At 56.8% G+C, this 26619-nt stretch carries 25 protein-coding genes; 21 read left to right on the top strand and 4 right to left on the bottom strand.

Going from position 1 to position 26619, the window contains the following annotated elements:
* Positions 1-112 precede the first annotated feature (112 nt).
* Positions 113-850 carry a tRNA(1)(Val) (adenine(37)-N(6))-methyltransferase TrmN gene (trmN, locus tag AC2FAJ_RS19050; RefSeq protein ID WP_309257432.1) on the top strand — a complete coding sequence of 246 codons (738 nt, stop codon included), beginning with the start codon at positions 113-115 and terminating at the stop codon, positions 848-850.
* On the opposite strand, the gene nadB is transcribed toward trmN, so the two are convergent.
* Complete coding sequence (gene nadB / locus AC2FAJ_RS19045) at positions 835-2454, bottom strand: L-aspartate oxidase (protein WP_045630975.1); 1620 nt, start codon at positions 2452-2454, stop codon at positions 835-837. The genes trmN and nadB overlap by 16 nt on opposite strands.
* A 343-nt stretch (positions 2455-2797) precedes the next feature.
* Here nadB and rseD point away from each other — a divergent pair, with 343 nt between their 5' ends.
* The 12 genes from rseD (at position 2798) to acpS (ending at position 12213) form a co-directional block, all read left to right on the top strand.
* A complete protein-coding gene (gene rseD / locus AC2FAJ_RS19040; RefSeq protein ID WP_231940818.1) occupies positions 2798-2881 on the top strand; it encodes a rpoE leader peptide RseD in 84 nt (27 codons plus the stop codon).
* Complete coding sequence (rpoE, locus tag AC2FAJ_RS19035; protein WP_028014102.1) at positions 2878-3453, top strand: RNA polymerase sigma factor RpoE; 576 nt, start codon at positions 2878-2880, stop codon at positions 3451-3453. Before rseD ends, rpoE begins: the two co-directional genes overlap by 4 nt.
* Positions 3454-3484: 31 nt before the next feature.
* Positions 3485-4135: an anti-sigma-E factor RseA gene (rseA, locus tag AC2FAJ_RS19030; protein WP_014832926.1), complete on the top strand. Its 651-nt coding sequence runs from the start codon at positions 3485-3487 to the stop codon at positions 4133-4135.
* Positions 4135-5088, top strand: coding sequence for a sigma-E factor regulatory protein RseB (gene rseB, locus AC2FAJ_RS19025; RefSeq protein ID WP_485454411.1), 954 nt, complete (start codon positions 4135-4137; stop codon positions 5086-5088). The genes rseA and rseB overlap by 1 nt, the downstream gene beginning before the upstream one ends.
* Positions 5085-5561, top strand: a complete 477-nt coding sequence (gene rseC, locus AC2FAJ_RS19020; RefSeq protein ID WP_045260167.1) for a SoxR-reducing system protein RseC — start codon at positions 5085-5087, stop codon at positions 5559-5561. Before rseB ends, rseC begins: the two co-directional genes overlap by 4 nt.
* 185 nt (positions 5562-5746) lie before the next feature.
* Positions 5747-7546, top strand: coding sequence for a translation elongation factor 4 (lepA, locus tag AC2FAJ_RS19015; RefSeq protein WP_028014099.1), 1800 nt, complete (start codon positions 5747-5749; stop codon positions 7544-7546).
* Between the two features lie 16 nt (positions 7547-7562).
* The gene (gene lepB, locus AC2FAJ_RS19010) at positions 7563-8537 is read left to right on the top strand and encodes a signal peptidase I (RefSeq protein ID WP_485454410.1); all 975 of its coding nucleotides are present in this window, start codon (positions 7563-7565) and stop codon (positions 8535-8537) included.
* A gap of 222 nt (positions 8538-8759) precedes the next feature.
* Positions 8760-9440, top strand: a complete 681-nt coding sequence (gene rnc, locus AC2FAJ_RS19005; RefSeq protein WP_003860711.1) for a ribonuclease III — start codon at positions 8760-8762, stop codon at positions 9438-9440.
* On the top strand, positions 9437-10342 hold the full coding sequence (gene era / locus AC2FAJ_RS19000) for a GTPase Era (RefSeq protein WP_025757643.1): 906 nt from the start codon (positions 9437-9439) through the stop codon (positions 10340-10342). The genes rnc and era overlap by 4 nt, the downstream gene beginning before the upstream one ends.
* Before the next feature lie 18 nt (positions 10343-10360).
* Entirely contained in the window at positions 10361-11068 is a 708-nt protein-coding gene (gene recO, locus AC2FAJ_RS18995) for a DNA repair protein RecO (RefSeq protein WP_028014096.1), read from the top strand.
* A gap of 33 nt (positions 11069-11101) precedes the next feature.
* Positions 11102-11833 (top strand): pyridoxine 5'-phosphate synthase, encoded by a 732-nt coding sequence (pdxJ, locus tag AC2FAJ_RS18990; protein WP_041908673.1) that lies wholly within the window; start codon positions 11102-11104, stop codon positions 11831-11833.
* On the top strand, positions 11833-12213 hold the full coding sequence (gene acpS / locus AC2FAJ_RS18985; RefSeq protein WP_028014094.1) for a holo-ACP synthase: 381 nt from the start codon (positions 11833-11835) through the stop codon (positions 12211-12213). The genes pdxJ and acpS overlap by 1 nt, the downstream gene beginning before the upstream one ends.
* Here acpS and AC2FAJ_RS18980 read toward each other — a convergent pair.
* On the bottom strand, positions 12210-12470 hold the full coding sequence (locus AC2FAJ_RS18980; protein ID WP_028014093.1) for a YfhL family 4Fe-4S dicluster ferredoxin: 261 nt from the start codon (positions 12468-12470) through the stop codon (positions 12210-12212). The two genes, acpS and AC2FAJ_RS18980, sit on opposite strands and share 4 nt — an antisense overlap.
* A gap of 46 nt (positions 12471-12516) precedes the next feature.
* Entirely contained in the window at positions 12517-13365 is an 849-nt protein-coding gene (locus AC2FAJ_RS18975; protein WP_028014092.1) for a MurR/RpiR family transcriptional regulator, read from the bottom strand.
* 118 nt (positions 13366-13483) lie between these two features.
* On the opposite strand from AC2FAJ_RS18975, the gene murQ reads away from it, so the two are divergent.
* Genes murQ through tadA form a run of 4 tightly spaced genes read left to right on the top strand, consistent with a single transcriptional unit; the run spans position 13484 to position 16953 of the window.
* Entirely contained in the window at positions 13484-14377 is an 894-nt protein-coding gene (gene murQ, locus AC2FAJ_RS18970) for an N-acetylmuramic acid 6-phosphate etherase (RefSeq protein WP_485454409.1), read from the top strand.
* Positions 14378-14388: 11 nt separating this feature from the next.
* Complete coding sequence (locus tag AC2FAJ_RS18965) at positions 14389-15750, top strand: PTS transporter subunit EIIC (RefSeq protein WP_041908677.1); 1362 nt, start codon at positions 14389-14391, stop codon at positions 15748-15750.
* 3 nt (positions 15751-15753) lie between these two features.
* Entirely contained in the window at positions 15754-16389 is a 636-nt protein-coding gene (gene yfhb / locus AC2FAJ_RS18960; RefSeq protein ID WP_028014089.1) for a phosphatidylglycerophosphatase C, read from the top strand.
* 24 nt (positions 16390-16413) lie between these two features.
* Positions 16414-16953, top strand: a complete 540-nt coding sequence (gene tadA, locus AC2FAJ_RS18955) for a tRNA adenosine(34) deaminase TadA (RefSeq protein WP_485454408.1) — start codon at positions 16414-16416, stop codon at positions 16951-16953.
* On the opposite strand, the gene mltF is transcribed toward tadA, so the two are convergent.
* Positions 16841-18391 (bottom strand): membrane-bound lytic murein transglycosylase MltF, encoded by a 1551-nt coding sequence (mltF, locus tag AC2FAJ_RS18950; RefSeq protein ID WP_188246007.1) that lies wholly within the window; start codon positions 18389-18391, stop codon positions 16841-16843. The genes tadA and mltF overlap by 113 nt on opposite strands.
* Before the next feature lie 267 nt (positions 18392-18658).
* Here mltF and purL point away from each other — a divergent pair, with 267 nt between their 5' ends.
* The 4 genes from purL (at position 18659) to glrR (ending at position 26570) form a co-directional block, all read left to right on the top strand.
* On the top strand, positions 18659-22546 hold the full coding sequence (gene purL / locus AC2FAJ_RS18945) for a phosphoribosylformylglycinamidine synthase (protein WP_485454407.1): 3888 nt from the start codon (positions 18659-18661) through the stop codon (positions 22544-22546).
* A gap of 533 nt (positions 22547-23079) precedes the next feature.
* The gene (gene qseE, locus AC2FAJ_RS18940) at positions 23080-24504 is read left to right on the top strand and encodes a two component system sensor histidine kinase QseE/GlrK (RefSeq protein ID WP_041908685.1); all 1425 of its coding nucleotides are present in this window, start codon (positions 23080-23082) and stop codon (positions 24502-24504) included.
* A gap of 4 nt (positions 24505-24508) precedes the next feature.
* Positions 24509-25246 (top strand): two-component system QseEF-associated lipoprotein QseG, encoded by a 738-nt coding sequence (qseG, locus tag AC2FAJ_RS18935; RefSeq protein WP_485454406.1) that lies wholly within the window; start codon positions 24509-24511, stop codon positions 25244-25246.
* Positions 25233-26570 (top strand): two-component system response regulator GlrR, encoded by a 1338-nt coding sequence (glrR, locus tag AC2FAJ_RS18930; RefSeq protein WP_041908689.1) that lies wholly within the window; start codon positions 25233-25235, stop codon positions 26568-26570. The genes qseG and glrR overlap by 14 nt, the downstream gene beginning before the upstream one ends.
* Positions 26571-26619 lie beyond the last annotated feature (49 nt).

Raw genomic sequence — 26619 nt, 5'->3', positions numbered from 1 at the left:
GCTGATTATAGACGTTACGGCTGTAATCTTCATCTGTTTGTATGGATATCGCTTTGCGGCCACTTCGCTTTCCCCTATGCTACTCCAGTTTCACTTAGAAGGTTGCCCTGACATGTCTCAACTCAAAGCGCAGCTGCGCCGCGATGGTTTTACGTTTAAACAATTTTTTGTCGCTCACGATCGCTGTGCCATGAAAGTCGGTACAGACGGCATTTTACTGGGAGCATGGGCACCTGTCGTAGGTGTTAAGCGTATTCTTGATATCGGTACCGGCAGCGGGCTGGTGGCCTTGATGCTGGCGCAGCGTACTGAAGAGCATGTCACTATTGATGCCGTGGAGCTGGATGCGCAGGCCGCAGGGCAGGCGGGTGAAAACGCGGCCGAGTCACCCTGGGCTGACCGGATAACCGTTAAGTGTGCGGACGTGCTGGCCTGGGCGCCAGAGCAGACGGCGCGTTACGATCTGATTGTCAGCAACCCCCCTTACTACGAGCCCGGCGTGGAGTGCGGTACACCGGAGCGTGAACAGGCGCGCTATACCGGTTCACTCGATCACAAAGCGCTGCTCGTCAACGCGGCTGAGCTTATCTCAGAAGAGGGCTTTTTCTGCGTGGTGCTGCCAGAAAGTACGGGCAACACGTTTATCGCTACCGCGCAGGAGATCGGCTGGACGTTACGTTTGCGAACTGACATCTCTGATACAGAAGGCCGATTGCCGCACCGCGTGCTGCTGGCGCTTTCGCCAAAAGAGGGTGAGTGTTTTAATGACCGTATGGTGATCCGTGGGCCAGACCAGCGTTACTCCGAAGATTACACGGCTCTGACCCAGGCGTTTTATTTGTTTATGTAAACCTGCGGGGCGAGTATCGACGGGCCGGACTCAGCAAGCCGATCCGGGTAGTCGAGTGTATAGTGCAAACCGCGGCTCTCTTTACGCATCATCGCGCAGCGAACAATCAGCTCGGCAACCTGCACCAGATTGCGCAGCTCCAGCAGATTATTGGAGACGCGGAAATGGGCATAATATTCATCAATTTCCTGCTGCAGCATCGTAATGCGGCGCAACGCGCGTTCCAGACGTTTCGTGGTGCGCACAATCCCAACGTAGTCCCACATAAACAACCGTAGCTCGTGCCAGTTGTGCTGGATCACTACCAGCTCGTCCGGGTTCTCCACGCGGCTTTCATCCCAGGCCGGTAAACGCTCTGTTTCACGGGCGTAAGGCATGCGCTTCGTGATGTCCTCCGCCGCTGACCAGCCGTACACCAGACATTCAAGCAGCGAGTTAGACGCCATACGGTTCGCGCCGTGTAGCCCGGTATAGCTGACCTCACCAATAGCATACAGACCGTCTACATCAGTGCGTCCGTGATCGTCAACCATCACGCCGCCGCAGGTATAGTGGGCGGCTGGCACAATGGGCACCGGATCGCGTGTTAAATCAATGCCAAGATTGAGCAGCTTTTCGTAAATCATCGGGAAATGCTGGCGAATGAATTCTGCCGGCTTATGGCTGATATCGAGATACATGCAGTCCACGCCAAGGCGCTTCATTTCGTGGTCGATGGCGCGGGCAACAATATCACGCGGCGCCAGTTCACCGCGGGCGTCAAAGTCCGGCATAAAGCGGGTACCGTCAGGGCGTTTCAGATAAGCCCCTTCGCCGCGCAGGGCTTCCGTCAGCAGGAAATTTCGCGCCTGAGGGTGGAACAGGGCGGTGGGGTGAAACTGATTAAATTCGAGATTCGCCACGCGGCAGCCGGCGCGCCAGGCCATAGCGATTCCGTCCCCGGAAGCGATATCCGGATTCGTGGTGTACTGATACACCTTAGAGGCGCCACCTGTAGCCAACACCACAGCCTTCGCCTGACAGGTTTCCACCTTCTCTTTATTACGGTTCCAGACCCACGCTCCCACCACGCGACGCGTGCCGGGCAGGCCTATCTTGTCGGAAATGATCAGATCAACCGCGTTGCTCCGCTCAAGGACCCGGATGTTAGGATGGTTCAGCGCTTTGCTGACCAGCGTGGTTTCCACTTCTTTTCCGGTAGCATCCGCGGCGTGCAGGATGCGGCGGTGGCTATGGCCGCCTTCACGCGTTAAGTGGTAGCTCTCTTCACCGTTGGGCTGAACCTGAGTATCGAATAAAACACCCTGATCGATAAGCCACTGAACGCAATGGCGGGCATTGCTGGCGACAAACTCTGCCGCGTGCGCATCCACGATCCCCGCCCCGGCAATCAGCGTATCTTCCACATGTGACGCAATGCTGTCGGTTTCGTCAAATACCGCGGCAATGCCGCCCTGAGCATAAAATGTAGAGCCTTCACTTATCGGGCCTTTGCTCAGAACGATAACGTTCTGATGTTCAGCCAGACGCAGCGCCAGAGAGAGACCGGCAGCGCCGCTGCCGATGATCAGTACATCACAATGAAGTTCAGGTGTTGTGTTCATGATTGTTGTTTAATTTACTAAACAGTGTTGAGGCAGAATAGCACCTGAATGCGAGATATCGCACGTTTTTTTTAATGGAAGTTGCAATGACTAAACGCACAGGCAGGGGTAAACGAAGGGTAAATAAATGAAATTATTTTGCGAAGCAGATCGTTAGCGTCAGATTTTGTGGTGAAATAAAGCCTGTGTTGCGTTACTCTTCTTGCGGGAAAAAGATGTTTCTTGTCAGAAAGTGGTGCGTATCGTGAACAGACTTATAATGAGAGAAAATGAACGGTCTGCGGCGCGATGAACAAAAACAAAGGCGTTACGGAACTTATTGAAGATCAGACACTCTAAGCTGGTGCTTGCTCAAAGTGCGGTAGTTATAGAGTGGCGTTTCGATAACGCGTGGAATTTAGGTTTGGGGAGACATTACCTCGGATGAGCGAGCAGTTAACGGACCAGGTCCTGGTTGAACGGGTCCAGAAGGGAGATCAGAAAGCCTTTAACCTACTGGTGGTGCGCTACCAGCATAAGGTGGCGAGTCTGGTTTCCCGCTATGTACCGTCAGGTGATGTACCTGATGTGGTGCAAGAGTCTTTTATTAAGGCCTATCGCGCGCTGGAATCTTTCCGGGGAGATAGTGCTTTTTATACCTGGCTGTACCGTATTGCTGTCAATACGGCAAAGAATTACCTGGTTGCTCAGGGTCGTCGTCCGCCGTCCAGTGATGTAGACGCTATCGACGCCGAAAACTTCGAAAGTGGCGGTGCGCTGAAAGAAATTTCGAACCCTGAGAACTTAATGTTGTCAGAAGAACTGAGACAAATTGTTTTTCGCACGATCGAGTCACTCCCGGAAGATTTACGCATGGCAATTACGTTACGGGAGCTTGATGGTCTGAGCTATGAAGAGATAGCCGCTATCATGGATTGTCCGGTCGGCACGGTTCGTTCACGAATTTTCCGTGCGCGAGAAGCTATTGATAATAAAGTTCAACCGCTTATCAGGCGTTGACGATAGCGGGATACTGGAAAAGGTATTAGGCATGCAGAAAGAAAAACTTTCCGCTTTAATGGATGGTGAGACGCTGGATAGTGAGCTGCTCAACGAGCTGTCTCATTCTCCCGAAATGCAAGAGACCTGGGAGAGTTACCATCTCATCCGTGACACGCTGCGCGGTGATACCGGAGAGGTTCTCCATTTCGATATCTCAGCCCGCGTGATGGCGGCCATCGAGAATGAGCCTGTTCATCAGACCACTCCGCTGATTCCTGAAGCGCAACCCGCACCGCACCAGTGGCAGAAAATGCCGTTCTGGCAAAAAGTGCGTCCGTGGGCCAGCCAGCTCACCCAAATGGGGGTGGCTGCATGCGTATCGCTTGCAGTTATCGTTGGCGTCCAGCACTATAATACTCAGTCTGAAACTAATCAGCAGCCAGAAGCGCCAGTGTTTAACACACTGCCGATGATGGGCAAAGCCAGCCCGGTAAGTCTGGGCGTACCGGCTGATGCCTCCGCCAGCGGCGGTCAGCAACAGCAGGTTCAGGAGCAGCGCCGTCGCATTAATGCGATGTTGCAGGATTATGAGTTGCAGCGTCGTCTGCACTCTGAACAGCTTCAGTTTGAGCAGGCCCAAACTCAGCAAGCTGCTGTGCAGGTGCCCGGAAACCAAACTTTAGGAACGCAATCGCAGTAATGAAGCAACTTTGGTTCGCCATGTCTCTGATGGCGGGTAGCCTGTTCTTCTCTGCTAACGCCTCGGCTGATATTTCATCCGGGGCGTTGTTGCAGCAAATGAATCTGGCCAGCCAGTCACTCAATTACGAGTTGGCATTTATCAGCATCAACAAGCAGGGCGTCGAGTCGTTACGCTATCGCCATGCCCGTCTTGATAACCAGCCGCTCGCCCAGCTTTTACAGATGGATGGCCCGCGTCGGGAAGTTGTCCAGCGTGGCAACGAAATCAGCTATTTCGAGCCCGGTCTGGAGCCTTTCACCCTGAATGGCGACTATATCGTTGATTCTCTGCCGTCGCTTATCTATACCGACTTCAAACGACTTGCCCCTTACTATGATTTTATTTCGGTAGGGCGTACCCGTATTGCAGACAGGCTGTGTGAAGTGATCCGCGTGGTTGCGCGCGATGGCACGCGCTACAGCTATATCGTCTGGATTGATGCGGAAACCAAGCTGCCGATGCGCGTGGACCTGCTCGACCGCGACGGCGAGACGCTTGAACAGTTCCGCGTCATCTCCTTCAGCGTGAACAATCAGGTTGGCACCAGCATGCAGAATCTGGCGAAGGCCAGCCTGCCGCCGCTGCTTTCTGTTCCTGCAGGGGACTCCGCTAATTTCAACTGGGTTCCTTCCTGGATACCGCAAGGCTTTAGCGAAGTGTCCAGCAGCCGTCGTCAGTTGCCCACCATTGATACGCCGGTTGAATCACGCCTCTATTCCGATGGCTTGTTCAGCTTCTCGGTGAATATCAACCGCGCAACGGCAAACAGCGCTGAACAAATGCTTCGTACCGGGCGTCGTACGGTCAGCACCACGGTTCGCGATAACGCAGAAATCACGATTGTGGGGGAATTACCTCCGCAGACGGCGAAGCGCATTTCAGACAGCATTAAATTCAGGGCCGCACAATGATTAAAGAGTGGGCGACCGTCGTCTCGTGGCAGAATGGTATTGCGCTGGTCAGCTGTGATGTTAAAGCCTCATGCAATAGCTGCGCATCCCGAGCCGGTTGTGGCAGTCGCGTGCTAAATAAGTTAGGGCCACAGACATCGCATACAATCTCCGTGCCGAGCGAACAGCCGCTGGTGGCGGGTCAGAAGGTGGAACTGGGCATTACGGAAGGCAGTCTGCTGAGTTCCGCTATGCTGGTCTATCTCTCCCCGCTGGTGGGGCTGTTTGTCATGGGCGGCCTTTTTCAGATGCTGTTTGGTACCGACGTGGCAGCCATGTGCGGCGCAGCTTTGGGTGGCGTAGGGGGATTCTGGCTTGCCAAAGGCATCTCACCGAAGCTCGCCGCGCGCGATGAGTGGCAGCCCGTTATTCTGAGCGTTGCGCTGGCGCCTGACCAACTTCGCGTCGAGACGCTCTCTTCTGAGGCCCGGTGATCCACCGGGCTTTATCATTATTTACATCTCAAAAAAGAAAACGCCATTTCTTCGCGCTATGCTTGGCTCTAAGTGCATTTCCAGGTTGCGGGTATGTAGTGTAGAATGCTGCGTTTTCGCACTGAAAAACGTCAGGCTAAGAACAGCGGCCTCCAGGAATTCGTAAGGCATAATTATTTAACTATATGAAGAACATACGTAACTTTTCGATCATTGCTCACATTGACCACGGTAAGTCGACGCTGTCTGACCGTATTATCCAGATTTGCGGTGGCCTGTCTGATCGTGAAATGGCAGCCCAGGTACTGGACTCCATGGACCTGGAACGCGAACGCGGTATCACCATCAAAGCGCAGAGCGTGACGCTCGACTATAAAGCTTCTGATGGCGAAACCTATCAACTGAACTTTATCGACACCCCAGGCCACGTTGACTTCTCCTATGAAGTATCACGCTCGCTGGCGGCCTGTGAAGGTGCGCTGCTGGTGGTCGATGCCGGGCAGGGCGTAGAAGCCCAGACCCTGGCGAACTGCTACACCGCGATGGAAATGGATCTCGAGGTTGTGCCGGTTCTGAACAAAATCGACCTGCCCGCCGCCGATCCTGAGCGCGTGGCGGAAGAGATTGAAGACATTGTCGGCATTGACGCGACCGACGCCGTACGCTGCTCCGCGAAAACCGGTGTGGGTGTGACCGACGTGCTGGAACGCCTGGTACGTGATATTCCGGCCCCGGAAGGCGACCCGGATGGTCCATTGCAGGCGCTGATCATCGACTCATGGTTCGATAACTACCTGGGCGTGGTCTCTCTGGTGCGTATCAAAAACGGCACCATGCGTAAAGGCGACAAAATCAAGGTTATGAGTACCGGACAGGTCTACAACGCAGACCGTCTGGGTATCTTCACGCCAAAACAGGTTGACCGTACCGAGCTGAAATGCGGCGAGGTGGGCTGGCTGGTCTGCGCGATTAAAGACATCCTCGGCGCGCCAGTGGGCGATACCCTGACCGGCGCGCGTAACCCGGCAGACAAAGCGCTGCCTGGCTTCAAAAAGGTGAAACCGCAGGTTTACGCGGGTCTGTTCCCGGTCAGCTCTGACGACTACGAAAACTTCCGCGATGCGCTTGGCAAGCTGAGCCTGAACGATGCCTCCCTTTTCTACGAGCCAGAAAGCTCAACGGCGTTGGGCTTTGGTTTCCGCTGCGGCTTCCTCGGCCTGCTGCACATGGAGATCATTCAGGAGCGTCTGGAGCGTGAATACGATCTGGATCTGATCACCACCGCACCAACGGTAGTCTACGAAGTGGAAACCACCTCGAAAGAAGTGATCTATGTCGACAGCCCGTCCAAGCTGCCGCCGCTGAACAACATTCACGAGCTGCGCGAGCCTATTGCAGAATGTCACATGCTGCTGCCGCAGGAGTTCCTGGGGAACGTTATTACGCTCTGTATTGAGAAGCGTGGCGTGCAGACCAACATGGTTTACCACGGTAACCAGGTGGCGCTGACCTATGAAATCCCTATGGCGGAAGTGGTGCTCGACTTCTTCGACCGTCTGAAGTCTACCTCCCGTGGCTATGCGTCACTGGATTACAACTTCAAGCGTTTCCAGGCTTCCAACATGGTGCGCGTGGACGTGCTGATCAACGGCGAGCGTGTGGATGCGCTGGCGCTGATCACCCACAACGACAATGCGCCGTACCGTGGCCGCGAGCTGGTTGAGAAGATGAAAGATCTGATCCCGCGTCAGCAGTTTGACATTGCGATTCAGGCGGCCATCGGTAACCACATCATTGCCCGCTCAACCGTGAAGCAGCTGCGTAAAAACGTTCTGGCGAAGTGCTATGGCGGTGACGTCAGCCGTAAGAAAAAGCTGCTGCAGAAGCAGAAAGAAGGTAAGAAGCGTATGAAGCAGGTCGGTAACGTTGAGCTGCCGCAGGAAGCATTCCTTGCCATTCTTCATGTCGGTAAAGACGGCAAATAACCTTTAAGGAGTTGGCATGGCGAACATGTTTGCCCTGATCCTGGTCATCGCTACGCTGGTGACAGGCCTGCTGTGGTGTCTGGATAAGTTTATCTTCGCCCCAAAACGCCGTGAACGTCAGGCTGCCGCGCAGGCAGCGACTGGCGATGCGCTTGACGCGAAAACCCTGAAGAAAGTTGGCCCGAAACCGGGCTGGCTGGAAACGGGCGCGTCGGTGTTCCCGGTGCTGGCGATTGTGCTGGTGGTACGTTCGTTTATTTATGAGCCGTTCCAGATCCCATCGGGATCAATGATGCCAACGCTGCTGATCGGTGATTTTATTCTGGTTGAGAAGTTTGCCTACGGCATTAAAGATCCGATTTACCAGAAAACGCTGATCGAAACGGGGCATCCGAAACGTGGCGACATCGTGGTGTTTAAATATCCGGACGATCCGCGTCTGGATTACATTAAGCGCGCGGTGGGTCTGCCGGGTGATAAAGTGACCTACGATCCGGTTGCGAAGGAAGTCACCGTTCAGCCGGGCTGCAGCTCCGGTACCGCGTGTGAAAACGCGCTGCCAATCACCTACTCAAACGTTGAGCCAAGTGATTTCGTGCAGACTTTCGCCCGTCGTAACGTCGGTGAAGCGACCAGCGGGTTCTTCCAGGTGCCAAAAGGTGAAACCAAAGAGAACGGCATTCGTCTGGTTGAGCGCAAAGAGACGCTGGGCGATGTCACTCACCGCATTCTGACCGTGCCAATCGCGCAGGACCAGGTGGGGATGTATTACAAACAGCCGGGTCAGCAGCTGGCCAGTTGGATCGTACCGCCGGGACACTACTTCATGATGGGCGATAACCGCGATAACTCCGCGGACAGCCGTTACTGGGGCTTTGTGCCGGAAGCGAATCTGGTGGGTAAAGCAACCGCGATCTGGATGAGTTTTGAGAAGCAGGAAGGCGAGTGGCCGACCGGCGTGCGCCTGAATCGTATTGGCGGAATCCATTAATTCTCAGGAAAAGAACACGTAGCCGCGTTATTTCGCGGCTACGTGAATTATTTCCTCGATAAATCTCTTTGAACTAACGACATCCCCTGTCGTTGTGTATAGAATATTCCCCCGAAGTTTAAGGTTGGCCCTGCAAGGGTGCCACGGCACACGAAACCGCGTTGGTTTTCTCAGGTCGGTTTCGTGTGCTGCATTTTTGACGCATTCATTTATTGGTATCGCATGAACCCCATCGTAATTAATCGGCTTCAACGGAAGCTGGGCTACACTTTTCATCATCAGGAGTTGTTGCAACAGGCATTAACCCATCGCAGTGCCAGCAGCAAACATAATGAGCGTCTCGAGTTTCTGGGTGACTCTATTTTAAGTTTCGTGATTGCGAATGCGCTTTATCATCGTTTCCCGCGCGTGGACGAAGGTGATATGAGCCGCATGCGCGCCACGCTGGTGCGCGGCAACACCCTCGCTGAAATCGCGCGCGAATTTGAACTGGGCGAATGTCTGCGTCTTGGGCCGGGTGAACTGAAAAGCGGCGGCTTCCGTCGTGAATCTATTCTTGCCGATACGGTCGAAGCATTAATTGGTGGCGTGTTCCTGGACAGCGATATCCAGACCGTAGAAAAGCTGATCCTTAACTGGTATCAGACCCGTCTGGACGAAATTAGCCCGGGCGATAAACAAAAAGATCCGAAAACGCGCCTGCAGGAATATTTGCAGGGCCGTCATCTGCCGCTGCCATCCTATCTGGTGGTGCAGGTGCGTGGCGAAGCGCACGATCAGGAATTTACCATCCATTGCCAGGTCAGTGGCCTGAGTGAACCGGTGGTGGGCACAGGTTCGAGCCGCCGTAAGGCTGAACAGGCTGCCGCCGAACAGGCGTTAAAAATGCTGGAGCTGGAATGAGCATCGACAAAACCTATTGCGGATTTATTGCCATCGTCGGACGTCCGAACGTCGGCAAATCCACCCTGCTGAATAATCTGCTTGGGCAGAAGATTTCCATCACCTCGCGTAAGGCGCAGACCACGCGTCACCGCATCGTCGGCATCCATACTGAAGGCGCGTATCAGGCAATCTACGTCGATACCCCTGGCCTGCACATGGAAGAGAAGCGTGCCATTAACCGTCTGATGAACAAGGCGGCGAGCAGCTCCATCGGCGACGTAGAGCTGGTGATTTTCGTTGTGGAAGGCACCCGCTGGACGCCGGACGACGAAATGGTACTGAACAAGTTGCGTGACGGCAAAACGCCGGTGATCCTCGCGGTCAACAAAGTTGACAACGTGCAGGAAAAAGCTGACCTGCTGCCGCACCTGCAGTGGCTGGGCAGCCAGATGAACTTCCTGGATATCGTTCCGCTGTCTGCTGAGACCGGCCTGAACGTCGATACCATCGCGGGCATCGTACGTAAGCACTTGCCAGAAGCGATTCACCACTTCCCGGAAGATTACATCACCGATCGCTCTCAGCGCTTTATGGCGTCTGAAATCATCCGTGAAAAGCTGATGCGTTTCCTGGGCGCCGAGCTGCCGTACTCTGTGACGGTGGAGATCGAGCGTTTCCAGAGCAACGAGCGCGGTGGCTACGACATTAACGGCCTGATCCTCGTCGAGCGTGAAGGGCAGAAGAAGATGGTGATCGGCAACAAAGGCGCCAAGATCAAAACCATCGGTATCGAAGCCCGTAAGGACATGCAGGAGATGTTCGAAGCGCCAGTTCATCTGGAACTGTGGGTGAAGGTGAAATCTGGCTGGGCCGATGATGAGCGTGCTCTGCGCAGCCTCGGTTACGGCGAAGATCAGTAACTCAAGACGACGAGTATAATGGAAGGTTGGCAGCGCGCCTTCGTTCTCCATAGTCGTCCCTGGAGCGAAACCAGCCTGATGCTGGACGTCTTCACGGAAGAGTCGGGCCGCGTGCGCCTTGTTGCGAAAGGCGCACGTTCCAAACGTTCTAATCTGAAGGGTGCCCTACAGCCTTTTACGCCGCTGCTGGTTCGCTTTGGCGGGCGAGGGGAAGTCAAAACCTTGCGCAGCGCTGAAGCCGTCTCTCTGGCGCTTCCCCTTTCTGGCATCACGCTCTACAGCGGTCTGTATGTCAACGAGCTCATCTCCCGCGTCCTTGAACATGAGACTCGCTTCTCGGAACTTTTCTTCGATTATCTGCACTGTATCCAGGCTCTGGCTGGTGCGACCGGCACGCCCGAACCCGCCCTGCGTCGTTTCGAACTGGCGCTGCTGGGCCACCTCGGGTACGGCGTGGATTTTCTGCACTGCGCAGGCAGTGGTGATGAGGTGGAAGACACCATGACCTACCGCTACCGCGAAGAAAAAGGCTTTATTGCCAGCGTCGTCGTTGATAACAGTACTTTTACCGGACGCCAGCTCAGAGCACTTTATGAACGCGAGTTTCCGGACGCCGATACCCTGCGCGCAGCAAAACGCTTTACCCGGATTGCCCTCAAGCCGTATCTTGGCGGCAAGCCCTTAAAGAGCCGCGAATTATTCAGGCAGTTTATGCCCAAACGTTAGACCACAGCATCAGAAAGAAAACCGAGGATTGTCATGGCTGAATTACTGTTAGGCGTCAACATCGACCACATCGCCACCCTGCGCAACGCGCGCGGCACGGCGTATCCCGATCCGGTTCAGGCGGCGTTTATCGCTGAACAGGCTGGTGCCGATGGCATTACCGTTCACCTGCGTGAAGACCGCCGCCACATTACCGACCGCGACGTGCGCATTCTTCGTCAGACGCTGGACACCCGTATGAATCTGGAGATGGCGGTCACCGAAGAGATGCTGACCATTGCCTGCGAGACCAAACCGCACTTCTGCTGCCTGGTGCCGGAAAAACGCCAGGAAGTGACCACCGAAGGCGGGCTGGACGTGGCGGGGCAGCAGGACAAAATGCGCGATGCCTGCAAGCGCCTGGCGGATGCCGGTATCCTGGTTTCTCTGTTTATCGACGCCGATTTCGCGCAGATTAAAGCGGCAGCCGACGTGGGCGCGCCGTATATCGAAATTCACACCGGCTGCTATGCCGATGCTAAAAACGATGCCGAGCAGGCCAAAGAGCTGGAGCGTATCGCCAAAGCGGCCACCTACGCCGCGAGCCTGGGACTGAAGGTTAATGCCGGTCACGGCCTGACCTACCACAACGTGAAGGCCATTGCTGCTCTTCCGGAAATGCATGAGCTGAACATCGGCCACGCCATTATTGGCCGCGCGGTGATGAGCGGCCTGAAAGAGGCGGTATCAGAGATGAAACGCCTGATGCTGGAAGCGCGTCAGTAATGGCCATTTTGGGCTTAGGCACCGATATCGTCGAAATAGCCCGCATTGAAGCGGTGATCGCCCGGAGCGGCGATCGCCTCGCAAGGCGCGTGCTGAGCGATAACGAATGGGCCATCTGGGAAGCGCACCAGCAGCCGGTGCGTTTTCTGGCAAAGCGCTTTGCGGTAAAAGAGGCGGCAGCCAAAGCGTTCGGGACCGGCATTCGTAACGGCCTGGCATTTAACCAGTTCGAAGTTTTTAATGATGAGCTGGGCAAACCGCGCCTGCGTCTGTGGGGTGAAGCGCAAAAGCTGGCGGAGAAGCTGGGGGTGAATCATATGCACGTGACGATCGCAGATGAACGCCACTATGCCAGCGCGACGGTGATTATCGAAAGCTAAATTTTGTCCGCGTGGTGCATCAGGACAAATTTATCCCACAGCTGCTCTTCGCTCTCGACGTGTGTCGGATCCTTCAGAATAGTGTTGGGGATCGGGCACACCTTCTGGCAGGTCGGCGTCTCATAGTGGCCGACGCATTCCGTGCAGCGGTCGCTGTTAATCTCGTAAATGCTGTCACCCATCGAAATCGCCTGGTTCGGGCATTCGGGTTCGCACATATCGCAATTGATGCATTTTTTGGTAATTAACAGCGCCATCAGGAAATTCTCAGAAACAACACAAACTGGGCGGGCATTATACGCGTCAAACCAGTTTCTTTACCAGTTCTTCGCTGTGACGAATGCGCTCAGGCGCGCGCTCCAGATCCTGCTGTACCAGCGCCATAAACAGCAGGTCCGTCAGCATCATTTGTGCGCTGGTGGACGAAATTGCCGCGCTGCGCGTGGCCTGCTCTTCGGCAATGGTATACAAACAGCGCGTTGCCCGCTGCTGCAGCGCATTAGGCGTAAAGCCGGTGATCGCCAGAATTTTGCCGCCGACGCGTAGGGCTTCGTCGGTCGCCATGTTGATCTCGCGGCGCTCGCCGGAGTAGGAGATGGCCAGCAGCAGATCGTCAGGATCCATCGCCTGCACGGTCGCCAGCAGGGCGTGCATATCCTGCTCGACGATGGCGTTAAAACCGATTTTAGTCAGCTTCCAGCCAAAATTACGCGCCACCAGACCGGACGCGCCAATACCGGTTAAAATAATTCGCCGCGCCGCCCGCAGCATCGCCACGCTTTCCAGTAATTTCTCTTCGGTATTCACGTCCAGCGTGGCGTGCATGGCCGCCACATTCTCCTTGATCAGCTTTTCCCCAACCAGACGCATCGGGTCATCGCCGCGGATCTGGTTATGCACCGGCATGGACTGCGGATTCGGGTTACTCACCAGCGCTTCGCTGATTGCCAGCTTAAGAGCGGGAAAACCCTTAAACCCGATCTTCTGGGCAAATTTCACCACGCTTGACTGGCTCACTCCAGCTTCGCTTGCCAGCTGCTGTGAGCTGAGGTGGCGGGCGCGATCGGGCTGAGAAAGCAGAAAATCCGCCAGCTTTTTGTCGCTTTGAGCAAAGCCGGCGTAGCGCTGGCGAATGCGAATTAAACAGTTCATGAGTACTCCCGGCGGAAATGTGATTGTCTGCGCAAAAACGAATTCTGCTCGCCTGTATGAATTTTATATTCCATTATAGTGTGATTATTATGAATTAAAAATTCTTGAGGTACAAAAAATGAATCTTGGCTCACTTGTTTCTGAAACGCGTAACCCGCAAACCATGGATCTGGATGCGCTCTCCACCCTGGAGCTGGTTAACCGCTTTAATCAACAGGATACGCTGGTCGCGCAGGCAGTTAAAGAGACGTTGCCAGAGGTGGCGAAAGCGGTCGATGCGGCGGCGGAAGCTCTTAAGGCCGGTGGTCGCATTATCTATATGGGGGCCGGTACCAGCGGGCGTCTCGGGGTGCTGGATGCCTCGGAATGTCCGCCCACCTTTGGCGTTCCGCACGGCCTGGTGGTTGGCCTGATTGCAGGTGGTCCCGGCGCGCTGCTGAAGGCCGTTGAAGGGGCGGAGGACAACAAACAGCTGGGTGAGGATGACCTGGAGGATCTGAACCTGACGGCGAACGATCTGGTGGTCGGCCTGGCGGCATCCGGGCGCACGCCGTACGTCATTGGCGGCCTGGAATACGCCAACCGGACCGGCTGCACGACGGTCGCCATCTCCTGCAACCCCGGCTCGCCGATTGCGCAGGTGGCCGCTATCGCCATCTCTCCGGTCGTTGGGCCGGAAGCGCTCACCGGCTCCACGCGCCTGAAATCCGGGACCGCGCAAAAGCTGGTGCTCAATATGATCTCCACCGGTGCGATGGTGAAGTTCGGCAAGGTCTACCAGAACCTGATGGTCGATATGCAGGCCACCAACGTCAAGCTGGTGGACAGAGCCTGCCGCATGGTGATGGAGGCGACAGGCGCGGACCGTGAAGAGGCAGAAGCGGTGCTCAGGCAGACCGATCACGACGTAAAACCAGCCATTTTGATGATCTTAAGCGGGCTGGACGCGGCGGCTGCGCGAGCCAAACTCGACGCGCATAACGGCTTCTTACGGGCGGCATTAGAAAACTAGCAGAGGCGTTTATGGACAAAACAGCAGCGCTCGCCAGCGATATCCTGCAGGGGATAGGCGGGGAGAAAAATATTCAGCGTCTGGAAAACTGCATGACGCGCGTGCGCGTCGAGGTGCATAACGACGACCAGCTTGACGTGCCGGGCCTGAAGAAGCTGTCCGGCGTCAGCGGCTACGTAAAACAGGGGCAGCAACACCAGCTGATCGTCGGGCCGGGCAAGGCGGCGCAGGTTGTCGATGCCATGCGCGCGCTGATGGTCGGCGGTGCAAGCGTGACGGTTGACGACGCTGAACGCACCAAAGCGCAGGCGAAGGCCAAATACAAAGCTCCCATGAGCGATGCGCTGCGACAGCTGGCAAACGTCTTTATCCCGCTGATCCCGGCGTTTATAGCTTCCGGCTTGATCACCGGGATCATCAACATCCTCAAGCGGCCGGATATCGTCGGGGATTTTGCCACGCAGTATCCGAACCTGCTGGGCATTCTCGGGATCTTCGGCAGCGCGGTGTTTGCCATTATGAACATCCTGGTCGGGGTCAATACCGCGAAGGTGTTTGGCGGCTCGCTGGCCATGGGCGGCGTAATGGCAGGGATCTTGTCCAGCCCGCAGCTGGCGCAAATCACGCTGTTTGGCGAGGCGCTCCAGCCTGGTCGCGGCGGGGTGATTGCCGTGCTGCTGGTGGTTATTCTTATGTGCTGGATCGAGAAAAAGCTACGCGCGGTTCTGCCTGGCTCGATTGAGCTTATCCTCAACCCGCTGCTAACCACGTTAATTACCGGTAGCGTCGCGATTGTGGTCCTTCAGCCACTCGGCGGGTGGATCTCTGACGCCATCGCCCACGGCGCGTCTCTGGCTATCGACCGCGGCGGCCTGCTGGTGGGGGCGGTGCTGTCAGGTACCTTCCTGCCGCTGGTGCTGACCGGCCTGCATCAGGGGCTGGTGCCGATCCACGTCGAGCTGGTGCAGGCGCACGGTTATAACGCGCTGCTGCCTATTCTCTCGATGGCGGGCGTCGGGCAGGTGGGGGCAGCGATTGCCGTCCTGATGAAAACCCGCAACGCGCGCCTGAAAAAAGTGATTAAAGGGGCGCTGCCGGTCGGGCTGCTCGGCATTGGCGAGCCGCTGATATTCGGCGTCACGCTGCCGCTGGGTAAACCGTTCCTTGCGGCCTGTCTGGGGGGCGCGGTAGGCGGGGCACTCATCAGCTACTGGAAAGTCGCCACCGTTATCACCTTTGGTCTCTCCGGTTTACCGCTGGCATTAACCATCGTGACCGGAAAAGTCATGCTCTATCTGTTAGGCTATTTAGTAGCGGTGATCGCCGGGTTCCTGTTTACCTGGCTGTTAGGATTCAACGACCCAGAGGAGTAAGGTTTGGCCAATCACGAGCGTCGCGTTGTCTTTTTCGATCTGGATGGAACGCTGCATCAGCAGGATATGTTTGGTACGTTTATGCGCTACCTGCTGCGGCGTCAGCCTCTGAACGCGCTGCTCGTCTTACCGCTCTTACCCCTCATTGGCATCGCGCTGCTGGTAAAAGGCCGGGCGGCGCGCTGGCCGATGAGCCTGCTGCTGTGGGGATGTACGTTTGGCCACAGCGAAGCGCGGCTCAAACAGCTCGAAAAGGAGTTCGCTCTCTGGTTCCGCGGCCACGTTGCCGCGTTTCCCGTGGTGCAGGCGCGCCTGACCAGCTATCTTGACGCCAACGATGCCGATATCTGGCTGATTACCGGCTCCCCGCAGACGCTGGTGGAGCAGGTCTACTTTGATACCCCCTGGCTGCCGCGCGTAAACCTTATCGCCACGCAAATTTCCCGCGGCTACGGCGGCTGGGTCCTGACGATGCGCTGTCTGGGGCATGAAAAAGTGGTCCAGCTGGAAAAACGCATCGGCACGCCGCTGCGCCTTTACAGCGGCTACAGCGACAGCAAGCAGGACAACCCGCTGCTCTATTTTTGCCAGCACCGCTGGCGCGTTACTCCCCTCGGTGAACTTCAGCAACTCGAATAGTCTTATCTGTAAGGGCTGTGTATAATGCCGCCCGCTTTTAGACTGGAGTATCAGCCCTTGTCCACCTCAGAACACAATCATGAATACTGGATGCGCCACGCGCTGGCGCTGGCTCAACGGGCCTGGGACGAGGGCGAAGTGCCCGTGGGCGCGGTGCTGGTTCATAACAATCGGGTGATTGGGGAAGGGTGGAACCGTCCTATTGGCCGCCACGATCCTACAGCGCACGCCGAAATTATGGCGCTTCGTCAGGGCGGCCTGGTGCTGCAAAACTATCGTCTGCTCGATACCGCCCTGTACGTCACCCTTGAACCCTGCGTGATGTGCTCAGGGGCGATGGTGCACAGCCGAATCGGTACCCTGGTGTTTGGAGCGCGGGATGAAAAAACCGGTGCGGCCGGTTCACTGATGGACGTGCTGGGTCATCCAGGAATGAATCATCAGGTGCAGACTATCGGTGGGGTACTTGCACCAGAGTGTTCGGGGCTATTAAGCGATTTCTTTCGAATGCGCCGTCAGCAGAAAAAGCAACAAAAGGCAGAATTGAAGTTGTCGGATGATTAAGCTCGTCCGGCGCCACAACCGGATAACTTTCCGCCAGCTGTTTTGCCTCTGTTGCCTCTTTCTCTTTCTCCAGCAGATAGCCGACCAGGCTAATCTGATACTTACGTATATTTTCCACGTAGGCGTAGGCTTCATGTCCGCGCGCGTAGCCATACGTCAGCTTGTTGTACCATGGCTTCTGGCTCAGCAGCGGCAGGCGCTGTTTTACGTCTGACCAGCTATCCGGGTTTCCCTTCGTTTTCGCCGTCAGAGCCCGCGCGTCAAGCATGTGCGCGTAGCCCATGTTGTAGGCCGCCAGCGCAAACCAGATCCGTTCCTCATCCGGCACGGTTTCCGGGACTTTAGCCATCATATCCTGCAGGTAGCGCGCCCCGCCGCTGATGCTCTGTTCCGCATCGGTACGGTCGTTAACGCCCAGGCTCAGCGCGGTATTTTTGGTTAACATCATCAGTCCGCGTACGCCCGTTGGCGACGTGGCCTGGGTGTCCCAGTGGGACTCCTGGTACGAGATAGCCGCCAGCAGTTTCCAGTCAATCTCCTGGGCATATTTTTCGAAAAGCGGCTGCAGGTCAGGCAGGACGCTGTCAACCGCGCGCAGGAAGCTGCGGGTGTCAACGTAGTCAAAGTCATCCCCGTGGCCGAGGTACTTCTCCTCAAGTCGCGCCAGCGTGCCGTCTTCATTGATGGTGTTATAAAAATCCAGCATGGCCGCCGAGAGGGTCTGGTCATCATCCAGATGGGTAAACCAGGTCACCGGCTGTTCGTCCGTCACGTCCAGCGCCACGGCGATTTCAGGATGCACCCGCTGGAACAGGCTGATCGCCACCGAATCGGCGATGGTGTAGGGCAGTTTCTGATCTTTGACCTGCTCCAGCAGCTCCGTTGTGCCGAGTTTAGGGTCAACCGTCCAGCTCAGATCCGGGTATTTTTTCTCCTTTAACTCACGCAGGTCGTCAATCACTACGTGGCCGGGAGCAATCGTCAGCTGTTGCGCGTTGATCGAGGCAAGCGTACGCGGGCGCAGGCTCCCGACGCGATAAACCAGCTGCTGGGAAACAGAGTAGTAGGTCGGGCCCGGCTGGTAGTTCTTGCTGCGCTCGCTGTTATAGACCAGCCCGGCAGCGAGGATATCGGCGTTGTTGTTGTCCAGGTCGTCAAACAGCTGGTTGATGTTCTGGCGGACGGTAATTTTAAGCTTCACGCCCAGATAATCGGCAAACTGCTGCGCCAGCTCATAATCCAGACCAATAATTTTGCCGTTGATGTCGCTGTAAATCAGCGGAGAGTTGAGGGTACTGACGCGCAGTTCCCCCCGCTCCTGAATGGCGGCGATACGATTTTCGGCTTTGCCGAACCAGGGGATGGAAGGCCAGAGGGCCACTGCCAGCAGCAACGTTACAATGCCGATGAGCAGATAATTAATCTTTAATTTTTTCAATTAGTTAATTCTCTGCGACGCCGGTTGCCTCAGTCTGCTGTAGCCATGTTAATCATAAGGTTTGTCATTGAATGAGCGGCATTTTGCGTAAACTTGCGCCACTTGGCAACCAATTAGAGAGACAGGTCACATCTATTGTTAAACGCTGAAGTCGATTTTATTTCGACGCAAACGGTTTCGTCGGCGCTCAGGATTCTCTATAATGACGCCCGTTTTCCCCCCTTGCGCACACTGTAAGCGCCCCGGCGCTTCGAAGACGAGAGACTTATGATGGAAATTCTGCGTGGTTCGCCTGCACTGTCTGCCTTCCGTATTACCAAACTGCTGGCACGTTTTCAGGCGGCCGACCTTCCGGTAAGCAATATTTACGCTGAGTATGTCCATTTTGCTGACCTGAATGCCCCCCTGAATGCAGAGGAGCGCGTACAGCTGGAACGCCTGCTCAAGTATGGCCCAAATCTGAGCAGCCATACGCCAACCGGCAAACTGATCCTTGCGACGCCGCGTCCGGGCACCATCTCCCCCTGGTCTTCCAAAGCCACCGACATTGCCCACAACTGCGGCCTGAGCCAGATTAACCGTCTGGAGCGCGGCGTAGCGTACTACGTCGAAGCCTCTACCCTGAGCGACGCGCAGTGGCAGGCGGTTGCGGCTGAATTGCACGACCGCATGATGGAGAGCGTGTTTGCCTCTCTTGATGACGCACAGAAGCTTTTCTCCCATCATCAGCCTGCACCGGTACAGAGCGTGGACCTGCTGGGGCAGGGCCGTCAGGCGCTGATTGACGCCAACCTGCGTCTCGGCCTGGCGCTGGCAGAAGACGAAATTGACTACCTGCAGGACGCGTTCGTTAAGCTCAACCGCAACCCGAACGACATCGAACTCTACATGTTCGCGCAGGCCAACTCTGAGCACTGCCGCCATAAGATTTTCAATGCCGACTGGATTATCGACGGCGAACAGCAGCCGAAGTCGCTGTTCAAAATGATCAAAAACACCATGGAACAAACCCCTGACCACGTGCTGTCTGCCTATAAAGATAACGCTGCGGTGATGGAAGGTTCCGAGGTGGGCCGCTTCTTCGCCGATCGCGAAGCAGGGCGCTATGACTTCCATCAGGAGCCTGCGCATATTCTGATGAAAGTGGAAACCCACAACCACCCGACGGCCATTTCTCCGTGGCCGGGTGCGGCGACCGGCTCCGGCGGCGAAATCCGTGACGAAGGGGCGACCGGTCGTGGGGCGAAACCCAAAGCGGGTCTGGTCGGTTTCTCCGTCTCCAACCTGCGCATCCCTGGCTTTGAACAGCCGTGGGAAGAAGATTTCGGCAAGCCAGAGCGCATCGTGACCGCGCTGGATATCATGACCGAAGGCCCGCTGGGCGGCGCGGCGTTTAACAACGAATTTGGACGTCCGGCGCTGAACGGTTACTTCCGTACCTACGAAGAGAAGGTGGACAGCCACAACGGCAAAGAACTGCGCGGCTACCACAAACCGATCATGCTGGCAGGCGGGATCGGCAACATCCGTGCCGATCATGTGCAGAAAGGCGAGATCGTCGTCGGCGCGAAGCTGATCGTGCTGGGCGGCCCGGCGATGAACATCGGTCTGGGCGGCGGCGCGGCCTCCTCTATGGCCTCCGGCCAGTCTGATGCGGATCTCGACTTCGCGTCCGTGCAGCGTGACAACCCTGAGATGGAGCGTCGCTGCCAGGAAGTGATCGACCGCTGCTGGCAGCTGGGCGATGCCAACCCGATTCTGTTCATCCACGACGTGGGCGCGGGCGGTCTGTCCAACGCCATGCCGGAGCTGGTGAGCGACGGCGGTCGCGGTGGCCGTTTCAACCTGCGCGATATCCTGAGCGATGAGCCGGGCATGAGCCCGCTCGAAATCTGGTGTAACGAATCCCAGGAGCGCTACGTGCTGGCGGTTGCGGCCGACCAGCTGCCGCTGTTTGACGAGCTGTGCCGCCGCGAACGCGCGCCGTATGCCGTCATCGGTGAAGCGACCGAAGAGCAGCACCTGACTCTCAGCGACACCCATTTCGACAACCAGCCTATCGATCTGCCGCTGGACGTGCTGCTCGGTAAAACGCCGAAGATGACCCGCGACGTAACAACCCGTAAAGCGGCGGGCAAAGCGCTGGATCGCCAGGGCATTACCGTGGCGGAAGCGGTCAACCGCGTGCTGCACCTGCCTGCTGTGGCAGAGAAAACCTTCCTGGTGACCATTGGCGACCGTACCGTTACCGGTATGGTGTCGCGCGATCAGATGGTTGGCCCGTGGCAGATCCCGGTGGCGAACTGCGCCGTGACCACCGCGAGCCTCGACAGCTACTACGGCGAAGCGATGGCACTGGGCGAACGCACCCCGGTGGCGCTGCTGGACTTCGCCGCCTCTGCACGACTGGCGGTCGGTGAAGCGCTGACCAATATCGCGGCGACGCAGATTGGCGACATCAAACGTATCAAACTTTCCGCGAACTGGATGGCGGCAGCCGGTCACCCTGGTGAAGACGCTGGCCTGTATGAAGCCGTGAAAGCGGTGGGTGAGGAGCTGTGTCCAGCCCTCGGCCTGACCATTCCGGTGGGTAAAGACTCCATGTCGATGAAAACCCGCTGGCAGGAGGGTAATGAGCAGCGCGAGATGACGTCTCCGCTGTCGCTGGTGATCACCGCGTTTGCCCGCGTGGAAGACGTGCGCCATACCGTTACGCCGCAGCTGGCGACCGAAGATAACGCCCTGCTGTTGATTGACCTGGGTAAGGGCCACAACGCGCTGGGCGCCACCGCACTGGCGCAGGTTTACCGTCAACTTGGCGACAAGCCAGCCGACGTGCGCGACGTGGCGCAGCTAAAAGGCTTCTACGACGCAATTCAGGCGCTGGTGGCACAGCGCAAGCTGCTGGCCTACCACGACCGTTCCGACGGCGGCCTGCTGGTGACCCTGGCAGAGATGGCCTTCACCGGCCACTGCGGCGTTGAAGCGAACATTGCAACGCTTGGCGAAGACCGCCTGGCGGCGCTGTTTAACGAAGAGCTGGGTGCGGTGATTCAGGTTCGCGCCGCAGACCGCGAGGCGGTGGAAGCGATTCTGGCGAAGCACGGTCTGGCAGACTGCGTCCACTATCTCGGGAAAGCCGTTCAGGGCGACCGCTTCGTCATTGAGGCCGACGGTCACGCCGTGTTCAGCGAAAGCCGCTCACGGCTTCGCATGTGGTGGGCAGAAACCACCTGGCAGATGCAGCGCCTGCGCGATAACCCGGAATGCGCCGATCAGGAGCATAACGCGAAAGCGAATGACCAGGATCCTGGCCTGAACGTGAAGCTCTCCTTCGACATCAACGAAGACATCGCTGCGCCGTACATTGCGACCGGCGCGCGTCCGAAAGTGGCGGTGCTGCGCGAGCAGGGCGTTAACTCCCACGTTGAGATGGCGGCAGCCTTCCACCGCGCGGGCTTTGACGCTATCGACGTCCACATGAGCGACCTGCTGGCCGGGCGTACCGGTCTGGAAGATTTCCATGCGCTGGTGGCGTGCGGCGGTTTCTCCTACGGCGACGTGCTGGGCGCAGGCGAAGGCTGGGCGAAGTCCATTCTGTTTAACAGCCGCGTGCGCGACGAGTTCGAGACCTTCTTCCATCGTCCGCAAACCCTGGCGCTGGGCGTGTGCAACGGCTGCCAGATGATGTCTAACCTGCGCGAGCTGATCCCGGGCAGCGAAGCCTGGCCACGCTTTGTGCGCAACCAGTCCGACCGCTTCGAAGGGCGCTTCAGTCTGGTTGAAGTGACTCAGAGCCCGTCTCTGCTGCTGCAGGGGATGGTTGGCTCTCAGATGCCAATCGCCGTTTCCCACGGCGAAGGTCAGGTAGAAGTGCGCGATGCGGCCCATCTGGCGCAGCTCGAGAGCAAAGGCCTGGTGGCGCTGCGCTTTGTCGATAACTTCGGCAAGGTCACGGAAACCTATCCGGCGAACCCGAACGGCTCCGTCAACGGTATTACGGCGGTGACCAGCGAAAGCGGTCGCGCGACCATCATGATGCCGCACCCTGAACGCGTGTTCCGTACCGTGAGCAACTCCTGGCACCCGGAAAACTGGGGCGAGGATAGCCCGTGGATGCGTATCTTCCGCAACGCGCGTAAACAGCTGGGTTAAGATGTAAAGCAGGTACTTTATAGGCCCGGTGAGCGTAGCGCCACCGGGTTTTTTTATGCGTGTCGCAAAATTGCGACAAAGATGGTATAGGGGTGTCTCCAAATGGAGACATTTAACTTATTGATTTATATATGGCAGGACAGGTTCCCGTTAAGGTGTTGCTTAATAGCGACACTTAGCCTGGAAATCATTCAGCGCACAATAAATCGATTAAACGAATAAAAGATACATATTTCAATGTGTTAATATTTTGTTTTGCATTCTGGCATGGGTGTTGCATAATATTAACCAGTGGCTCATTCACCTTCTTATGTCAGCCCCTTCGGGACGTGCTACATAAACTTCGAATGACGCACAAAAAGGTGCCTGCCGTCCAACTACTGATCATAGCGATGCTTTATCAGGCCAGGGCGAAACGTCGAGTTAGGCACCGCCTTATTCCATAACAAAGCCGGGTTTTTACCCGGCTTTGTTGTATCTGAAGGGCAGACTCAGTTACGCTCTCCGTAAACCCCCATGAAGAGAGTAATGCGTTGAAACGCTGGCCCGTTTTTCCCCGCTCCCTGCGACAGCTCGTGATGATGGCCTTTCTGCTGATCCTGCTGCCGCTGCTGATCCTCGCCTGGCAGGCATGGCAGAGCCTCAACGCGCTGAGTGCCCAGGCGGCACTGACGAACCGCACCACGCTTATCGATGCCAGACGCAGTGAAGCGATGACCAACGCCGCGCTGGAGATGGAGCGTAGCTATCGTCAGTACTGCGTGCTCGACGATCGGACGCTGGAGAAGGTGTACCAGAGCCAGCGCAAGCGCTACAGCGAAATGCTGGATGCCCACGCGGGCGTGCTGCCGGACGACAGGCTGTATCAGGCGTTACGTCAGGATCTGAACGATCTCGCGCAGCTGCAGTGCCAGAACAGCGGCCCGGATGCGGCTGCCGCCGCGCGCCTTGAGGCATTCGCCGCCGCCAATACCGAAATGGTGCAGTCAACGCGCACGGTCATTTTCTCTCGCGGCCAGCAGCTGCAGCAGGAGATTGCCGAGCGCGGCCAGTTCTTCGGCTGGCAGGCGCTGGTGCTGTTCCTGGTGAGCCTCGGGCTGGTGCTGCTCTTTACCCGCATGATCATCGGCCCGGTGAAGGGTATTCAGCGTATGATCAACCGCCTGGGGGAGGGGAAATCGCTCGGGGATACGGTTGCCTTTAAAGGCCCGCGCGAGCTGCGATCCGTCGGTCAGCGCATTATCTGGCTATCCGAGCGCCTGGCGTGGCTGGAATCCCAGCGTCATCAGTTCCTGCGCCATATTTCCCATGAGCTGAAAACCCCGCTGGCCAGCATGCGTGAAGGAACGGAGCTGCTGGCGGACGAGGTGGCAGGGCCGCTTACGCCGGAGCAGAAAGAGATTGTCGAAATTCTGGACGCCAGCAGCCGCAACCTGCAAAAGCTGATCGAGCAGCTTCTGGATTATAACCGCAAGCTGGCTGACGGGACGGTGGTACTGGAAGAGGTGGAGATTGAGCCACTGGTGGATATGGTGATCTCCGCCCATAGCTTGCCGGCAAGAGCTAAAATGATGCATACCGGGGTGGAGCTGAATGCGCCGACCTGCCTGGCTGAACCCATGCTATTAATGAGCGTTCTGGATAATCTTTACTCCAATGCGGTGCACTATGGTACTGAATCCGGTAACATTTATATCCGAAGTTATACGAAGGGCTCCCGGGTGTTTATTGACGTCGCAAACACCGGCACCCCGATCCCCGATGACGAAAAAACCATGATCTTCGAACCCTTTTTCCAGGGGAGTCATCAGCGGAAAGGCGCGGTAAAAGGAAGCGGTCTGGGATTAAGCATTGCCCGGGACTGCATACGACGCATGCAGGGTGAGCTAAACATTGCCACGGACGAACGTTCAGATGTTTGCTTCCGTATTGAACTGCCCCTGAGCCGGAAAAATTAATAAAATGAATCTATATCTGGTGAGTATGTCACACGTCTTTTTCCGCGCCATACGCGCGGTGTTTTCCAGCAAAGCGGGTCGCCTGAGTCTGCCCTGTTTAGTTCTGGCGGGGTGCGTTTCCCATGCGCCGCAAAGTGCGATAAGCGGTAAACAGGAAGACAAATGGCCCGATAACCAGCTGGCGGATTTCCTCTCTACCCGCTGTGAGGATATCTGGAATCTGTCAGGGCATGATGTCGAAAATAATCCGCTGTTCTGGCTGCGTGGAATAGATTGCGCCCAGCGGCTTGCGCCGGTAGACGCCCGCATGAAGGCGGCGATGCTGGATGTAGACACCTGGCAGGACGCTTTCAAGCGTGGGATTTTACTGGCCGATGCGAAAATTACCCCCGTTGAGCGTCGGGCCAACGTGACCCGTCTGGACACGTTTGTGATCAATCTTCCCGCACAGGTGCGCCCGGTATACCAGCTCTGGCGGGATGGGCAGACGTTACAGCTGCAGCTGTCTGAAGAGCGCTCCCGCTACAGCAAGCTACAGCAGTCAACCGACAACGAGCTGGATACGCTGCGCCAACAGCAACAGCATTTACGTACTCAGCTGGATACCACGACGCGAAAGCTGGAAAACCTGACCGATATCGAAAGACAGCTCTCGTCGCGTAAATATCAGCCTGGTAGTTCATCTGCTGCGCCGGACAGCGATATGCCGAAACAAGAGGATGTGAAGCATGACGAGCCGTAAACCAGCCCATCTTTTACTGGTGGATGACGATCCCGGCCTTTTAAAGCTGCTGGGGATGCGTCTGGTGAGTGAAGGCTACACCGTGGTGACCGCGGAAAGCGGGCAGGAGGGGCTTAAAGTCCTCAGCCGCGAAAAGATTGACCTGGTGATCAGCGACCTGCGGATGGACGAAATGGATGGCATGCAGCTGTTCGCCGAAATCCAGAAGCAGCAGCCTGGCATGCCGGTCATTATCCTGACGGCGCACGGATCAATCCCGGATGCCGTCGCCGCAACCCAGCAGGGCGTGTTCAGCTTCCTCACCAAGCCGGTAGATAAATACGCGCTCTACAAAGCTATCGACAGCGCGCTGGAGCACGCCGCGCCCTCCGGAGACGACGCATGGCGTGAATCTATCGTCACCCGCAGCCCGATAATGCTGCGTCTGCTTGAGCAGGCGCGAATGGTCGCACAGTCAGACGTCAGCGTGTTGATTAACGGCCAGAGCGGAACCGGGAAAGAGATCCTGGCGCAGGCGATCCACAACGCCAGCCCGCGCAGTAAAAATGCTTTTATCGCCATTAACTGCGGTGCCCTCCCAGAGCAGCTTCTTGAGTCTGAACTTTTTGGCCATGCCCGCGGCGCATTTACCGGCGCAGTAAGCAGCCGGGAGGGGCTGTTCCAGGCCGCGGAAGGCGGCACGCTGTTCCTCGACGAAATTGGCGACATGCCTGCTCCGCTGCAGGTCAAACTGTTGCGCGTACTTCAGGAGCGCAAAGTGCGCCCGTTGGGCAGCAACCGCGATATAGATATTAACGTGCGAATCATTTCCGCCACCCACCGCGACTTGCCCAAAGTGATGGCCCGCAACGAGTTCCGTGAAGATCTCTACTACCGTCTGAACGTGGTGAACCTGAAGATCCCGGCGCTGGCGGAGCGTGCGGAAGATATTCCGCTGCTGGCGAATCACCTCCTGCGCCAGGCGGCAGATCGGCATAAACCGTTCGTGCGCGCCTTTTCGACTGATGCGATGAAACGGCTGATGGCCGCCAGCTGGCCGGGTAACGTGCGCCAGCTGGTGAACGTGATTGAGCAGTGCGTGGCGCTGACGTCCTCGCCCGTTATCAGCGACGCGCTGGTGGAACAGGCGCTGGAAGGAGAGAACACGGCCTTGCCGACGTTTGCGGAAGCGCGTAACCAGTTCGAGCTGAACTATCTGCGCAAGCTGCTGCAGATCACCAAAGGCAACGTGACCCACGCGGCGCGGATGGCCGGACGCAACCGCACCGAGTTCTATAAGCTGCTCTCACGCCACGAGCTGGAAGCAAACGATTTTAAAGAGTAATGCCGTATGGTACTGTGAGCAATCGATTACGAGGCAGCTTACAGGCAAG

It is taken from the genome of Enterobacter cloacae complex sp. 385G4 (assembly GCF_057320665.1).
The sequence above is the reverse complement of the archived record's forward strand: the minus strand, read 5'-3'. Positions and strand labels throughout refer to the sequence as shown.